Consider the following 16485-nt stretch of genomic DNA (forward strand, 5'->3'; position numbering starts at 1 on the left):
TTTTGTAAGAATCGAAGCCGTAAATAGAAAAGAGAGGTGAAAATCATTTGGTAAGATATAAATATATGATGGGGATATTTTTTGCTTGCCTTCTATTTACTTTATTTCTCTACCCGTACTTGCCGAATCATATAGCGGTACACTGGAACCAGCACGGTGAGCCAAATGAATTTGCAAGGAAGCAAGTTGTTGCAGTATTTATTCCTTGTCTCATCATTTTTTTTCATGGCTTGATGCATATGATTTCACAATATGTATATAAGTTTAACAGGGATGATTATTTTGTTGTAATGAGATTTAAAAAGAATGTGACTTTATTTTTGGTGTTTATCCATATGCTCGTTCTTTTCATTAGTCTAGGAATCGTTATCCCATTTCAAATGGGCCTCACAATAGGAATTAGTGTGTTCCTGTTTATGATTAGTAAGGGATTTAAAAAGAGTGGTAAAAAAGAGGAAGAACCGATAAAATTACAGAAAATACGTTTGTTTAGTCAACGTATTTTTCAAAGTATGGCGTGTATCATATTGATTTCGTTATTTTTGAAGCTTGAATGGGGATTTTACTTATTGGTTAGTGTTATTTGTTGTGGATCCATTTCTTTTATGTTTTGCATTTTGTACTCATATATACTAGAAAACTATGAAACATAAAAGGAGCCTTCCGTTAAGAAGACTCCTTTTCTATTTACTTCGTAATAAATTGTTGTGTCCAGTAGTTTCCATTTTCTACATAGCCGACACCGATGTGAGTGAAGCTTTTATTTAAAATGTTTGCACGGTGGCCTTCACTATTCATCCAAGCTTGTACAACTTCTTCTGGTGTACGTTGACCTTGTGCAATGTTTTCGCCTGCAGCTTTATAAGAAATACCAAACTTCTTCATCATATCAAATGGAGAACCATATGTTGGGCTGTTATGATCGAAGTAGTGATTTTTTTGCATATCTTCAGATTTAGTACGTGCTACTTTGCTTAGTTCAGCATCAACTTGTAATGCTGGTAAGCCTTGTTTTGCACGCTCAGCATTTGTTAATTCAACAACGCGTTGTTCAAATTCACTTAAAGAACCTTTTTTGTCTTCAGCTGGTTTATTTTCAGCTGGTTTTTGTTCTACAGGCTGCGTAGTTTCCGGTGTAGTAGTTTCCGGTGTAGTAGTTTCTGGTGTAGTAGGTGCAGTTGGTTCGTTAGGAATAGAGCAATTTGGTTGGAATTGTACTTGCTTCCATTGTGATAGAGATTGAATTCCCATAGATTGTAAGTATGCTTGCAATTCTTGTTGATTCATATGCTTCATAACAACTTTAGATTGCTGAATATTTTGAACTTTAATTGCAGATGGCTGAACTGTTGCAGCTTGTGCATCAAGAGATGATACTCCTAGTGTAAGTGCCGCTACTGCTGCGACAGATAATAGACCACGTTTTTTCATGATGTGTGTCCCCCTATATAAAAGTTTTGAACTGCTTTCAAACAGACTAATTTTTGATAGCCTGTCCGGCTGACAAATTCATCGTAGCATACAAAAGGCCGAAAAAAAGATGGAAAAAAATTCATAGACTATAAAATTTCCTATTTTATCCTATATTAAAATAAGAGATGAAATGGGAGAAAACTAGATTATAAGAGGAATTTTCAGCATTTTTCACTTTGCTTATAAAGGAGATTTTTTGGTTAGAATTACCTTTTTCAGAAATTGAGGAACCTATTATATCAAGGGTTTCTATGTTTTTTTGAGGAATATAATGGGTGTTTTTTTACAAAGCTGTAATGTTTTTGTTGTTCTTTTTTATGAGATAGTAACATATTTTTAATCTTGTAGCGGATAAAAAAGCGGCTATCTCTTTACATAGAAGAAAGAGATAGCCGTTTTCGCATTGTTACATATATTAAGAGTGATGTTCAATTGCTTCTAATAATAGATCTACAATATGAATGCCTCTCATTTTATGAGAAAGATGTTCACGCTCAATGCCAAGTTTCATTTGTAGTAAGCAACCTGGATTGGCAGTAACAATTGTTGTGGCATCTGTTTCATGCACACGTTCCATTTTATAATCCAAGAATTCCATAGATAATTCTGAATGAACAATATTATAAATACCAGCAGAGCCACAGCAACGATCTGCTTCTTTCATTTCGCGATATGTTACACCTTGAATTGCTTGCAGTAGCATACGTGGCTGAGAAGATGTCCGCATCACATTGCGCAAATGACAAGAATCTTGATACGTAATAATTTGCGGTGGAAGACGTAAATCAGTTCGTTTATGGAAGTCTAATTCTACTAAAATAGCTGTAATATCTTTTATTTTTGCAACAAACTGTTTTGCACGCTCAGCCCATTCGGGATCATCTTTTAATAAGTGATCATAATCTACGAGATATGCTCCGCAACCACCAGCATTTGTAATAATATAATCAATTTTTAGATCTTCAAAGGCTTGGATATTTCGTTTGGCAAGTTCTTTTGCCCCGCCTTTTTCACCAGCATGACCATGCAGAGCCCCGCAGCAGCTTTGTTCTTTCGGGATGACAATATCACAGCCAGCAAGCTGAAGGAGTTTCATTGTGGCGTTATTTGTTTCTAAAAATATTGTATCCATCAAACACCCCGTAAAGAAAGCAACTTGTTTTTTCTTGGTTGTTTCAGCTGGTAAAAATTCTGGGCGTTTCTTCATGTCTTTCATTTTTGGTACTTTTGGTAAGACAAGGTCCATTGTTGCAAGTGTTTCTGGGAATAACTTCATTATACCTGTTTTATGTGTGAATGTTTGTAAACCAGAGCGCTGATAAAACCCAATTAGTCCTGTTAATGTTCGCATGCGATTTTGATGAGGGAATAGACCTTCAAATACAACCTTACGAACAGTTTTGACTGGCATAGAAAATTTCTTATTTTGATTCATAATATCACGCGCTTCTTCTAATAAATGCCCGTAGTTTACTCCGGATGGACAAACAGGTTCACAAGCGCGGCAGCCAAGACAAACATTTAATGTATTTTCAACATCTTTATCAGGTTCAATTAAACCATCTACGACTCCCTTCATTAAGGCGATGCGACCTCGCGGGGAGTGTGACTCTTTATATCCAGATTGAATATAGGTAGGACAAGTTGGTAAGCAAAAACCACATCGCATACAGTTTAATAATTCGTCTTCACTAAGACGCTCTTTAAATTCTTTTTGAATCTGTTCTGTATGTAATGTTGTCATCGTTCAACCACCACTCTTTTACGAGAATCTTTGGCAAACATTTTTCCAGGATTCATAATGTTATGTGGGTCGAAAGCTTGCTTAATTCCTTGCATAGCAGCGATGCCCTCTTTACCTAATTTCAATTCTAAATAAGGAGCCTTCATGGCACCAACGCCATGTTCGCCTGTAATTGTACCACCAAGTTCAATTGCTTTTTGGAAAATCTCTGCAAAGGCTTGTTCAGCACGGTGCATTTCTTCTTTATTACGAGCATCTGTCATACAAGTTGGATGTAAGTTTCCGTCACCAGCATGACCAAATGTACAAATGGAAATATCATATTTCTTTGCAATAGCATTAATCGCCTCAACCATTGGAGCAATTTTAGAACGTGGTACGGTTGCGTCTTCCAATATTGTTGTAGGTTTCAGTCTTGCTAATGCAGAGAGTGCACTACGGCGTGCTGTACGAAGTGCATCTGCTTCAGTTTCGTCTTTAGCGATGCGAACATCAACAGCATGCATGGAGCGACAAACATCAGCCATTTTCTCAATGTCACGGTTTACAACTTCAGGTGAACCATCTTGTTCAATTAAAAGAATGGCTTTAACATCGGTAGGTAAACCAATTTGTGCGAATTCCTCTACTACTTCAATTGTTGGTTGATCTAAAAATTCAAGTGTTGCTGGAATGATTTTATTGGCAATAATTGCAGAAACGGCGCGAGCGGCTTCATTGATATCTTGATATAATGCGAGCATGGTTTTCTTCGTTTCAGGCATTGGAACAAGTTTTAAAATTGCTTCTGTAACAACGCCAAGTGTACCTTCCGAACCAATAAATAAGCGAGTTAAATCATATCCAGCTACATCCTTGGCTAATTTACCGCCAGTACGAATAATATCGCCATTTGGCAAGACAATCTCAAGCCCCATAACATAGTCTCGAGTTACACCGTATTTTAAACCGCGTAAGCCACCGGAATTTTCATTGATATTACCACCGATTGTAGAAATTTTCATGGAGCTTGGATCTGGTGGATAAAATAGTCCTTTTTCCTCTGCGGCTTTAATAATATCAAGTGTAATTACGCCAGCTTGCACAGTAATTGTTAAATTTTCTTCATCTATTTCTAAAATATGATTCATATGGCGGAAGATAAGAACGATTCCGCCTTCAAGTGGACATGTTCCTGCACAAAGGTTGGTACCAGAACCACGAACGTACACAGGAACTTTATGGGCGTTACATACTTTTAAGACTTCAGCTACTTCATTTGTATTACGTGGTGCAATGACCGCATCAGGCATCGCTTGGAAGTTTGGCGTTGCATCATAGCTATACGTTAAACGCCCCATGTTGGATGTATCTACATTATCTTGACCAACAATGGATACGAATGAATCGATAATACGCTGTTCTAACATTAGAAATCCCCCTCAAACTGTTAACTTGTTATCCTATTTATAAGAGTTTGACCTTGTGATATAAAACGAACCTTCATCTCAAGTTGCTTTTATTGTCCGTGAATATATAAATCCATTTTGATTTTTCAACATATAAGTCGCTACTCCGAAGAATAACTCGTTTTTTCTCTTTGTTTTAACTTCGCATGGGGCAGGAAAGGGATCTGACCGCTTCTATGCATAGCTGGATGCTCTCTCCCGCTTAAAAAGAAAGGTTTTATGTTGGTTTTTCAAATTGTACTTATTATATACCGATGAAAGAACATAAGGATAAAAGCGTTGTAACAGTGTTTTCATTATAATCATAAAAAAGTAGGGGACTTCTTTCTATGGATGAATGACTGAAGATTAATTGATTTTTCCATCTTTTTTTGTATGATTATCTAATAAGAGGAGGGCGAAATATAAAACGATTAAATCTTTAAAGTGTTTTGGGTTAAGTCCTGTATATTCTTCGATTTTGTTGAGTCTGTAATGCAATGTATTAATATGAATGTGCAATATTTCTGCTGTTTGTTTATATGATTGATTATGATCAATAAATAAGCGTAGCGTTTGCATGAGTTCAGTTGCAGATAATAAGTTATAAATCGTGCGTTTCAGAAATTCTGTACGGGTTTCAGCAGTAATATCTTGTAAACACATTTCTAAACGTAAATCTTCATTAAATATAATACCTTTTGTTTCAAAAGCAACTGAAAGAGCACGTAATGCTTGTTCATAGGATATATGCATTTCGCTTGGCATAACAGTTTGCCCAATACCGATATATAGTGTAATAGGGAATAAAGTTTCACAATCTTGCTTTAATCGTTTTAAAAATTGAAAGGACTTCGTTTTTGACTCCATTGTCGTAAATAAAATAAAACGGTCATTTCCCCAGCGTACAAATAGTTCCTCCTTCGTTAGCAGGTTCCGAATATGTTGCCAAATTTTACGTTGCAGCATCGTGTCATCTTGATCAAAGGAAAATAAAATGAGTTGTTTCTTTTTATATAAATCGATGCCCAGTGTTTTTGCACGATCTAGAAAACTAGGGGACCAATCATTACTTTGAAGCCAATCAAAAACAAATGCTTCATATGAACGTTGCTCAAGTTCTAGTTGTTCTAGAAAATAATTTTCATGAATTAATAATTCGGTCATTTTTCTTAATATTTCTCCATACTGTGAAATATTTTCGGGTGCTCCCGTTATACCGATCACACCGATTACTTCATCATGGAACAGAAGCGGAAGATTCATTCCAGCTTTTACCCCTTGTAAATGCTGTTCATCTTCCTTTGTAATAATGACTGTTTTCTTTTGCTTTGCACAACGAAGAGCACCTTCATGAAATTGTCCAATTCGTTCAGTGTCTGTACTTGCAATAATTGTCCCTTGTATATCAATAATAATGATGTTCTCTGTAATTAGCCTTCGAACTTCACGTACAATTTTATTTGCTAAATCAGGAAAAAGCATAATTTGCACACCTCTATTTCTGTTTGTTGTACATTATATATGTAGTTTCATTAAGATAGGAAGATTTCACACTTTCCTCACAAATATTTGCTATTTTACAATTATAACGAAATCATCTAAAGATGGAGGGAATCTTTTGAAGAAGTACGTTTTTCTTCTATGTTTTTTGTTTCTGTTAGCAGGGTGTCAAGGAAATTCATATACACCGATTGCTAAAAATAAAAGTATACTCATAACGACAAATATTAAAGAAGGTAGCGTTAGTTTTATTGATAAAAAGTCGAAAAAGACATTAACAACATGGGAATTAAAAGAACCAATTACAGGAATTGCGATGCTTCCGAATGGAGAAGACATGCTTGTATATGGTAAGCAATTAGAATATGTATATATATACTCGTTAACAGAAGGAAAACAAATGAAAAAATGGAAGACAGGAAAAGGAATTACAAATGTCGTCGTATCAAATGATGGAAAACAATTATTTTTCGCCGATCAGAATGAACAAAAAGTACGATTCTTTACGATAAACGGGAAAGAGTTAGGAAGTGTTTCGGTAGGAAAAGGTCCGTTAACAATGGTGCAGCATGAGAAACGATTATATGTATTAAACTTTTATGATACACAGCTATCTACAATTGATTTAGAGAAAAAGCAAGTTATACAATCTTTTATGGTGCCACCAGCATCAACAGGAGCAATGGTCAGCGCTGATGGTAAGGAAATATGGATTGGTGGACATGGTGATGGAAAACAAGTGAATGAGAAAGTATTAGTATATTCTTTAAGTAATGGAGAGATGATACGTTCTTTACATGCACCATTTATGCCAGTTAGTATTGCAGGTGATGAAAAATTTGTGTACGCCTTAAGTCATGGGTCAAATATGCTCAGAAAGTTTGATGCTCATACTTATCAAGAAGTAGGGGCGATAGAAGTCGGATCTAACCCATTTGCTTTTTTGAAAAGCGGAAAAGAAGGTTATGTAGCCAGCTATGATAGTAATGAAGTGTATGTCATTGATATACAGGATATGAAAGTAAAACAAACGATTGCAGTTGGAAAGGGACCATTCCAACTTGTGCAGCGAGAAGGGAGAGGGAAATGAATAAATATAAAGTGTTACTTGTGGATGACGAAAGTGATATGAGGCAGCTTGTCGGCATGTATTTAGATAACTTTGGGTATGAATGGGGAGAAGCTGAAAATGGAAAGGAAGCCCTTCAGAAGTTAGAGACAAATCATTATGATTTCGTCGTTTTGGATATTATGATGCCGGAGATGGACGGGATTTCAGTCTGTAAAGAAATTAGGAAAACATCAGATGTTCCCATTATTTTTTTAACTGCAAAAGGTGAAGAATGGAACCGCGTGAATGGTTTACGAATGGGGGCAGACGATTATATTGTGAAGCCGTTTAGTCCAGGAGAACTCATTGCTCGTATGGAAGCTGTATTAAGGCGATATACAAAGCAAGAACAACAAGAGGAGCTTCAGTTTGGTCCCATTCTAATTAATGAAAAAAGCAGACGGATTGAGACGAACGGTGAGACAATTTCTCTTACGGTAAAAGAGTTTGATTTACTATACTTTCTTTGCCAGCATCATGGACAAGTGTTTAGCCGGGAGCAATTGCTTGAAAAAGTATGGGGATATGATTACGCAGGAAGTACAAGAACGGTAGATACACATGTGAAAACGATGCGCTTAAAGCTTGGAGAAAGTGGAAACTACATTCAAACCGTTTGGGGTGTAGGCTATAAATTTGAGGTGTAATATGTTTACGATGGTACAAAAGCTTTGGCTTACAGTAGTATGTGCAGTATGTGTAACAGTTTCTTTTCTTTATTTCGTGTCTTTATATTCATATGAAAAGTTATATGTTCAAAATATTGAAGATTCATTAGTAATGGAAGGAAAAAGACTCGTATCACAATATGACAAACAAGAAGGTGTCTCAGCATTCGAGGAAAAAGTGAAGGCGTTTGATCGTATTGCGAGTGCAGATGTACTTTTCGTGAGTAATCCACGTGATTTAAGTGCATGTTTACCTTTTGATGTACATTATCATTCTCTCATTAGTGAAAATGATAGGCAGGCATTGTTAGATGGGAAGACAGTTACAAAGGTAGGATTTGAAGAACACTTTCAGCGCAAGATTATGGGCGTGGTCATTCCTGTTTTAGAAGAAAAAAAGTTAGTTGGGATTGTATACTCGTATATTCCGCTAAAGAGTATTAAAGATTTAATATTTGATATGGGACTTATTTTAGCACCATTGGCTCTTTGCATGATGATACTTACAATATGGATTGGCCGAAAAATTATTATTGCAATTACAAAGCCGCTCTCACAAATGGAACGAGTGGCAAATCATATGGCAACGGGAGATTTTTCTGAGCGTATTACAATTTCATCTGAGGATGAAATTGGTCGTTTAGGAAAAGCATTTAATAAAATGGCAACTTCATTGGAGGCCGAAGATGCAAAACGCAAGGAATTTTTAGCGAATGTTTCGCATGAACTTCGGACACCGCTTAGTTATATTAAGGGGTATAGCGAAGCAATCTTAGATGGTGTGGCAAAGGGACAACAACAATCGAAATTTACGCAGCTCATTCATAAAGAAGCGGGGCGTATGCAGCGGCTTGTACATGATTTATTAGACTTAGCACAGCTAGAAGGAGATCATTTTCCATTAAAAAAACAACCGATTGTGTTTGCTCAGCTTATTGAAGACGTATTGGAAACGTATGAATTGAAATGTACAGAAAAACAACTGCATATTTCAATGGATCTCGATCCAGATATTATTGTAATGATTGATGAGGATCGAATGCAGCAAGTACTTCATAACTTGTTAGATAATGCGATACGTTATACAAATCAAGATGGGCATATTGTAATAAAACTAGAGACAAAAGATACGTATTGTGAATTGAGAATACAGGATACGGGAATTGGAATTGATCCGGAACATTTTGAACAGCTTGGTGAAAGGTTCTACCGAGTAGATAAAGCAAGAAGTCGTCAGCATGGAGGAACTGGTCTAGGGCTTGCGATTGTAAAACAAATTGTGCATATTCATGATGGAGAATGGCGAATTGAAAGTGAAAAAGGAAAAGGGACAACGGTTATCATACAATTACAGATAGAGTGAAACTTTAGTTAGTGCAGGGCATCCCTCACCAACTGGGATGAATGAAGAAGAAAGCATGTTCTAGTCTAGAATATGCTTTTTCTTATAAGGGAAATCATTATGGGATAAGCAAGGAGGATGTAGGGAGAAAAATTATAAATCAATTGTTAATGGAGATAATATCCATTAATCTCCACGATATAACAAAAAATTGACGGTTTTATGAACAAAACATTTGTACTTCTTACCAATTCGTTCTAAAATAGGTATGGATGCTATGTTTTTATAAATCGTTTTAACTGTTGTTTGGATGATACTGAGGTGATTTAACTGGAATACAAATCTATTAAACCGAAAAAAATTTACGAAGAGGTATCTGAAGCCATTTTAACAATGATAAAAAATGGTACATTAAAACCTGGTGACAAACTTCTTCCTGTTCATCAATTAGCTGAGCAGTTTCAAGTTGGCAGATCTGCAGTTCGTGAAGCGCTGAGTGCTTTGCGAGCAATGGGCTTAATTGAAATGAAACAAGGAGAAGGGACATATGTGAAGAGCTTTGATTCTTCAGCATTGACAAAATCGTTAAATCATACATTGTTAATAAAGAAGGAAGATATTTTAAATTTATTGGAAGTGCGAAAAGTGCTTGAAGTGGGGGCAGTTCGAGCAGCTGCAGCGAAGCGTACGGAAGGTAATTTACAAAATATGAAGCGTTGGTTAGATGAAATGGCAAAAGGCATGGGAGATGAAAAAGCTGGTGAAAAAGCAGATTTTCATTTTCATATGGGGATTGCAGAATCTTCACATAATAACATCTTACTTGAACTTATGAATCATGTTTCAGAGATGATTGCTGAAACAATTGGTGAGTCAAGACGCATTATTTTATATGGTGAACAAACGACAGCAGAACGACTTTTAGAAGAGCATCAAGCTATTTATGATGCGGTATTGAAGCAAGATATAGAGTCTGCACAGCAAGCAATGCTAAATCATTTAACAAATGTAGAACATATTGTCACAGGTAGAAGAGATATAAATTCGTGATTTAGTCTTTCGAAAATTCAGTTTTCTGATAAAATAGAGAAAGATTGAGGAAGCGTTTTCTTTAGAAAAGGGAAGAATCAGGCGGAATTGGATGCCTTGCTTCTTCTTTTCTTAGTCATCTGATGACCATATGAATATTGGCGAAGTTGTAATGAGGGGGAATTATAATTATGAAAGTTACTTTGTTTGTTACTTGCTTAGTCGATATGTTTGAAACAAACGTCGGTAAAGCAACAGTTGAAGTGTTGGAGCGTTTAGGTTGTGAAATCGAATTTCCAGAAGCGCAGGTTTGCTGTGGTCAACCAGCTTATAATAGCGGCCATGTAGAAGCAGCAAAAGAAGCGATGAAACACATGATTGAAACTTTTGAAAATGCGGAATACATCGTTACGCCATCTGGTTCTTGTGCGACAATGTTTCACGAGTATCCACACGTTTTTAAAGATGATCCAAAATGGGCAGCACGTGCGCAAAAAGTAGCAGATAAAACATATGAATTAACACAATTTATTGTAGATGTGTTAAAAGTTACAGATGTTGGAGCTAGCTTAGAAGGAACAGCAACTGTTCATAAATCTTGTCACATGACACGCATGCTTGGAGTAACAGAAGCGCCAGGGATTTTACTATCAAATGTAAAAGGATTAACTGTAAAAGAACTACCAAATGTACAAAATTGTTGTGGTTTTGGGGGAACGTTTTCAGTTAAGATGACACCAATTTCTGAGCAAATGGTTGATGAGAAAGTTGATAGTGTGATGGAAACCGGTGCAGATTATTTAATCGGTGCTGACTGTGGGTGTTTGTTAAACATTGGCGGACGTATTGAACGTTTAGGTAAAAAAGTAAAAGTAATGCATATTGCTGAGGTACTGAATAGCCGCTCATAAAGGGGGAACATAAGCTATGTCTATGAAAATCAGTGAGAAAAAATTTAATGATCGTGTTGGCGATGGAATTCAAGATTCGTTTATGCGCGGAGCAGTATCTTCTGCACAAACGCGTTTATATACAAATCGATTAAAAGCAGCAGATGAATTAGGAAACTGGGAAGAGTGGCGTGAACTTGGTGAACAAATTCGTCAGCATACGCTGGAAAATCTAGATTATTATTTGATGCAACTGAGTGAAAATGTATCAAAAAGAGGCGGGCATGTTTTCTTTGCGAAAACAAAAGAAGAAGCCGCACAATATATTCAAGAAGTAGCGAAAAAGAAGCAAGCGAAAAAAGTTGTGAAATCGAAATCGATGGTAACTGAAGAAATTAGTATGAATCATGCGCTTGAAGAAATTGGTTGCGAAGTTGTTGAGAGTGACTTAGGAGAATATATTTTACAAGTGGATAATGATCCACCATCTCACATTGTTGCACCAGCACTTCATAAAAATAAAACGCAAATTCGTGATGTATTTAAAGAAAAATTAGGATATGAAAACTCTGATGATCCATATGAAATGACGAAGTTTGTTCGTAAGCACCTTCGCAAAAAATTTATGGATGCTGAAATCGGGGTAACAGGCTGTAACTTTGCAGTTGCAAATACTGGTTCTCTTTGTTTAGTAACAAATGAGGGGAACGCAGATCTCGTTATGTCTATTCCAAAAACACAAATTGCGGTAATGGGTATGGAACGTATGGTTCCAACGATGGAAGAACTTGATGTTTTAGTTGGTTTACTATGCCGTAGTGCAGTAGGTCAAAAACTAACGAGTTATGTAACAGTAGCTGGCCCGATTCAAGAAGAAGAGGTAGATGGACCTGAGGAATTCCATTTAGTTGTTGTAGATAATGGACGTTCTGAAATTTTAGGTTCAGAATTCCGTCAAGTTTTACAATGTATTCGTTGTGCAGCATGTATTAATGTGTGTCCTGTATATCGTCATGTTGGTGGACATTCTTACGGATCAATTTACCCAGGACCAATTGGAGCTGTGTTAACACCACTTTTAGGTGGTTATGATGATTATAAAGAACTTCCATATGCATCTAGTCTGTGCGGGGCATGTACAGAAGCATGTCCAGTAAAAATTCCATTGCATGACTTGTTACTAAAACATCGTCAGGTCATTGTTGAGAAAGAAGGACGTGCACCACTTGCAGAAAAACTAGCAATGAAGATGTTTAGTATGGGTGCTTCTTCAGCAGCTTTATATAAAATGGGTTCTAAAATGGCTCCAGCCGCAATGAGTCCATTTACATCTGGTAATCGTGTATCGAAAGGTGTAGGACCACTGAAAAATTGGACGGATATTCGTGAGTTCCCAGCCCCAAGTAAAGAAAGATTCCGTGATTGGTATAAAGATCATAAGAAAGGCGGGAATAACTGATGACAGGGACAATTCAAAACCGTGATTCCTTTCTAGAAAATATTGCGAAAGAGCTTGGACGTGAGCAGAGAACAGAAGGTGTAAAGCGCCCGGTATGGAAAAATAATATAAATGTAGAAACGTTAAAAGATTATTCAGAAGAAGAATTGCTAGAAGTGTTTAAAAAGCAATGTACAAACATTCATACGACTGTCATTGAAACGACAAAGAATGATTTAAGTGCAACGATTCAAAAAGTAATTACTGAAAATGGCGGCGGACCTATTCTATTATCGGAAGACAAGCGTTTTGAAGCGTACGGTTTGACATCGTTATTTACGGAAGAACTTCCAAGTCAAAATGTTGAAGTGAACATTTGGAACTCAGAAAAAAAAGAAGAAAATGTTCGCTTAGCTGAAAAAGCGAATATTGGGATTGCATTTAGTGATTATACGTTAGCAGAATCCGGTACGATTGTTGTACAGAGTCATAAAGGCCAAGGGCGTTCTCTACACTTCCTACCTACTGTGTATGTTGCTATTATTCCTCGTGAAACAATTGTACCTCGTATTACACAAGCGGTTCAGGATATGAATTCACGTGTAGAGAATGGGGAAGAAGTTGCATCTTGTATTAACTTTATAACAGGCCCAAGTAACTCAGCTGATATTGAAATGAATCTTGTTGTCGGTGTACATGGACCATTAAAAGCATTTTATTTTGTAGTATAAAATGAGGAAAAGCAGACCAGAAAATGGTCTGCTTTTTTAGTAGAATAAAGATAACAGTGATTAGAAGTCGTATCCTCTTTTTGTTATATTTTTGGAGAAAGGGGATGATGATATGTTACTTTATGTATATGCATTTTTAATAGGAGCGGTGCTCGGTTCTTTTTATATGGTTGTGGCTATAAGAATTCCAAAAGGAGAATCTATTATTACGCCTCGTTCCTATTGCCATTATTGTCATCATACACTAAAGCCTAGAGAACTTATTCCAATTATTTCATTTTGCATACAAAAGGGGTGTTGTACGTATTGTAAAATGAAAATACCCTGTACTTATATATTGTTTGAGTTGATAACGGGAAGTCTATTTTTGATTTCAGCATGTGTCATTGGTATGGATAAAGAGCTAATTGTAGTATGGACGTTAGTTTCGTTGCTCATTATTATTACAGTGACAGATCTTTTTTATATGATAATTCCAAATGTCATTTTATTCTGTTTTGCTTGTTTATTTATTGTAGAACGTATTTTTATTCCACTAGTTCCTTGGACGGATGGTTTAATTGGCGGGGGAATTATATTGCTTGTGTTATATCTTATTCGGCTCATATATCCAAATGGGCTTGGAGGAGGAGATGTAAAATTGCTTTCGTTACTTGGATTTATAATAGGAACGAAAGGGATTTTGATGACGCTTTGTTTAGCTTCTTGCTTAAGTCTTTGCTTTTTTGGAATATGTATGTTACTAAAGCGTATGAATGCAAGGGAACCGCTCCCCTTTGGACCTTTTATCGCACTCGGAACAATATGCTATTTGATGATGGTATATTGGGAATAAAGGAGAGGTAGAGAATGAATGTATATATGGATGACCAAAGAACTAGTCCGTTCGGATACACCTTGGCGACAACTGTAGAAACGGCTTTGGATTTTGTCCGAAACAATGATGTAGATATTTTGTCACTTGATTTTAATATGGGATGGCGTCAGAAAAATGGTTTGGAATTTCTAGAAGTTTTTTGTACGGAAGGTTTATATGTAAGAGAAGTTCATTTGCACACAAATGATGTAATTGGTATGCATCATATGCTAAATAGAATAAAGAAGGGCAAAGAGAAAGGTGAGATTCAATCTAATATTGTTGTGAAGTGTACCGGTAGTTAACAAAAAATCCCAAGGTGTTCCTTGGGATTTTTTGTTATTGTTTTATATGCGCCTGTAAAGGAATGATTTCTTCTTGCGGAACAGTTTCTAATTGATCTTCCGCCGCTTTAGATTCCGGGCTTTTTTGTGTTAAATAGTGATATACCATACCCACAAATACAGACCCGCCAATAATGTTACCGATTGTAACTGGAATTAAATTATGAATAGCACCAGCAAAAGTAACTGTATCAGGATGTGGTGACAATAAAGATAATGCAAATAATGATAAGTTTGCAATGCTATGTTCATAACCAGATAAGAAGAAAGTAAAAACAAGGAGCATTATAACAATTATTTTTGCTGTATCGCCTTTTACTTGAGAAGGAAGGAAACAGGCAAGACACACGAGCCAGTTACATAAAATAGCTTTGAAAAATAATTGTATTGTAGGTGTCGCCATTTTTCCTGCAACGACTGTATTTAGCAAATGTTTATGATCAATTGCTCCGAAAATACCAGCTGCATAGAATAGCAATGCAAAAAATAGTGCACCTGCTAAGTTACCTGCATAACAAGCAATCCAATTGCGAAGTGTATCGACAATTGTTGTTTCTTTTCTAAGAGTCGCGACTGTAAAATACATTGTATTTCCTGTGAACAACTCAGCACCACCATATATAATTAATACGAGGGCAATTCCAAAAAACATGGATTCAGCTAAGTATGTTCCTGGTGAATTCGCTACGTTAAAAAAATTACCTAATTTAAAGCATAGTACAATAACAAAACCAATATAGATGCCAGCTAGTGCAGCGCGAAGGAAATATTGCATCGGATTTGTATCCAGCATTTGTTTTTTCTTCTGCGCAAGTTGTACAACGTAAGCTACTCCTTGTTCTAGCATAAATTATACGCTCCTTTAGTACAGTGTCTGTAAATCCTTTTTATATGAATAAGGTACACGTATTTGTTTGTAGTTTCAATAAGTTTGTGCGATTTTTCACAAAAAGGACATACCTTAATCGTGAAAGCGCTAACAAATAGTGATATAATGTCATGTATTTCCAAATTCAGAGAAGAGGGTTTCATAAAAGTGTGTGAAATTTTAAGTTTTTTGTTTTTGAACAGGAAGATTATTAAATAGTAAGATACAGAAAAAAGCGCTGTTGTTACAGCGCTTTTTCATCGAAATTCTTTTGTGCTTTTTGATTTTCTGTATCTTTAGATAAGAACCAACCACCCATTGCAATTCCGATTAATACAAGCCAGAATGTAATTTTCCATGGAGCAGATTCTGGGAATCCGTGTGGAATTACGCCTAGGGCTGGGTGTGCTAATGTATAAACCGCTAGTTTTACACCAACCCAACCAACGATTAAGAAAGCGGCTGTTTCTAAACCTGGCTTGCGTTTTAATAATTGTACGAAAGCGGATGCAGCAAATCGCATAATGATTAAACCAATTAGACCACCTACAAAAATAACAAGGAATTGCCCTGTATCGAGGCTACCAATTGTACCTAAACCTGTTTTAGGTAAAGTCATTGCTAATGCGACAGCCGCTAAAATAGAGTCCACTGCGAAGGCGATATCAGCAACTTCCACTTTGAATACAGTCCACCAAAAATTTTCTTGTTTTTTCTTTGTTTCTTTTTCTTCTGTTTCTTCATGTGCATTCTTTTTGACGTATGTTTTAAATAAATGGTTACCAGCGATAAACATGAGGTAAATTGCCCCTATTGCTTGCACTTGCCATACGTCGACTAAGAAAGAAATCATAAACAATGATCCAAATCGGAAAATAAAAGCTCCTGCTAATCCATAAAATAATGCTTTTTTTCGTTTTTCTTCTGGTAAATGTTTAACCATGATTGCAAGGACAAGTGCGTTATCCGCTGCTAGAATCCCCTCTAGTGCAATTAAAATAAGTAATACCCAACCATACTGTAGTAATAATGATACATCCATGTACATTCTCCTCTCATTT

At 36.2% G+C, this 16485-nt stretch carries 16 protein-coding genes; 10 read left to right on the top strand and 6 right to left on the bottom strand.

Going from position 1 to position 16485, the window contains the following annotated elements; translation table 11 throughout:
• Positions 1 to 47 precede the first annotated feature (47 nt).
• Positions 48 to 653 (top strand): DUF1648 domain-containing protein, encoded by a 606-nt coding sequence (locus COO03_RS06370; RefSeq protein WP_097896065.1) that lies wholly within the window; start codon positions 48 to 50, stop codon positions 651 to 653.
• 34 nt (positions 654 to 687) lie between these two features.
• Here the strand turns inward: COO03_RS06370 and COO03_RS06375 are convergent, their stop codons facing one another.
• From COO03_RS06375 to COO03_RS06390, 4 genes are all read right to left on the bottom strand, one after another.
• Positions 688 to 1431 carry a CAP domain-containing protein gene (locus tag COO03_RS06375; RefSeq protein WP_097896067.1) on the bottom strand — a complete coding sequence of 248 codons (744 nt, stop codon included), beginning with the start codon at positions 1429 to 1431 and terminating at the stop codon, positions 688 to 690.
• A gap of 457 nt (positions 1432 to 1888) precedes the next feature.
• Positions 1889 to 3217, bottom strand: a complete 1329-nt coding sequence (locus tag COO03_RS06380; protein WP_097896069.1) for a (Fe-S)-binding protein — start codon at positions 3215 to 3217, stop codon at positions 1889 to 1891.
• Positions 3214 to 4626: a glycolate oxidase subunit GlcD gene (glcD, locus tag COO03_RS06385; protein ID WP_097896071.1), complete on the bottom strand. Its 1413-nt coding sequence runs from the start codon at positions 4624 to 4626 to the stop codon at positions 3214 to 3216. Before glcD ends, COO03_RS06380 begins: the two co-directional genes overlap by 4 nt.
• A gap of 387 nt (positions 4627 to 5013) precedes the next feature.
• Positions 5014 to 6129 carry a CdaR family transcriptional regulator gene (locus COO03_RS06390; RefSeq protein ID WP_097896073.1) on the bottom strand — a complete coding sequence of 372 codons (1116 nt, stop codon included), beginning with the start codon at positions 6127 to 6129 and terminating at the stop codon, positions 5014 to 5016.
• A 136-nt stretch (positions 6130 to 6265) separates the two neighbouring features.
• On the opposite strand from COO03_RS06390, the gene COO03_RS06395 reads away from it, so the two are divergent.
• From COO03_RS06395 to COO03_RS06435, 9 genes are all read left to right on the top strand, one after another.
• Complete coding sequence (locus tag COO03_RS06395) at positions 6266 to 7237, top strand: YncE family protein (protein WP_097896076.1); 972 nt, start codon at positions 6266 to 6268, stop codon at positions 7235 to 7237.
• Positions 7234 to 7905 (top strand): response regulator transcription factor, encoded by a 672-nt coding sequence (locus tag COO03_RS06400; RefSeq protein ID WP_097896078.1) that lies wholly within the window; start codon positions 7234 to 7236, stop codon positions 7903 to 7905. Before COO03_RS06395 ends, COO03_RS06400 begins: the two co-directional genes overlap by 4 nt.
• A gap of 1 nt (position 7906) precedes the next feature.
• Entirely contained in the window at positions 7907 to 9289 is a 1383-nt protein-coding gene (locus COO03_RS06405; protein WP_097896081.1) for a sensor histidine kinase, read from the top strand.
• Positions 9290 to 9628: 339 nt separating this feature from the next.
• Positions 9629 to 10318: a FadR/GntR family transcriptional regulator gene (locus COO03_RS06410; protein WP_255257286.1), complete on the top strand. Its 690-nt coding sequence runs from the start codon at positions 9629 to 9631 to the stop codon at positions 10316 to 10318.
• A 170-nt stretch (positions 10319 to 10488) separates the two neighbouring features.
• Positions 10489 to 11208 (top strand): (Fe-S)-binding protein, encoded by a 720-nt coding sequence (locus COO03_RS06415; protein ID WP_097896085.1) that lies wholly within the window; start codon positions 10489 to 10491, stop codon positions 11206 to 11208.
• Between the two features lie 16 nt (positions 11209 to 11224).
• Positions 11225 to 12646, top strand: a complete 1422-nt coding sequence (locus COO03_RS06420) for a LutB/LldF family L-lactate oxidation iron-sulfur protein (RefSeq protein WP_097896087.1) — start codon at positions 11225 to 11227, stop codon at positions 12644 to 12646.
• The gene (locus COO03_RS06425) at positions 12646 to 13356 is read left to right on the top strand and encodes a LutC/YkgG family protein (RefSeq protein WP_097896089.1); all 711 of its coding nucleotides are present in this window, start codon (positions 12646 to 12648) and stop codon (positions 13354 to 13356) included. The genes COO03_RS06420 and COO03_RS06425 overlap by 1 nt, the downstream gene beginning before the upstream one ends.
• Positions 13357 to 13468: 112 nt before the next feature.
• Positions 13469 to 14191: a prepilin peptidase gene (locus tag COO03_RS06430; protein WP_097896091.1), complete on the top strand. Its 723-nt coding sequence runs from the start codon at positions 13469 to 13471 to the stop codon at positions 14189 to 14191.
• Between the two features lie 14 nt (positions 14192 to 14205).
• On the top strand, positions 14206 to 14517 hold the full coding sequence (locus COO03_RS06435) for a cyclic-phosphate processing receiver domain-containing protein (protein WP_097896093.1): 312 nt from the start codon (positions 14206 to 14208) through the stop codon (positions 14515 to 14517).
• A gap of 34 nt (positions 14518 to 14551) precedes the next feature.
• Here the strand turns inward: COO03_RS06435 and COO03_RS06440 are convergent, their stop codons facing one another.
• Positions 14552 to 15403, bottom strand: a complete 852-nt coding sequence (locus COO03_RS06440; RefSeq protein WP_097896095.1) for a formate/nitrite transporter family protein — start codon at positions 15401 to 15403, stop codon at positions 14552 to 14554.
• Positions 15404 to 15668: 265 nt separating this feature from the next.
• Complete coding sequence (locus tag COO03_RS06445) at positions 15669 to 16466, bottom strand: TerC family protein (protein WP_097896097.1); 798 nt, start codon at positions 16464 to 16466, stop codon at positions 15669 to 15671.
• Positions 16467 to 16485 lie beyond the last annotated feature (19 nt).

The sequence above is a fragment of the Bacillus sp. AFS098217 genome, assembly GCF_002551815.1.
GTDB lineage: Bacteria > Bacillota > Bacilli > Bacillales > Bacillaceae_G > Bacillus_A.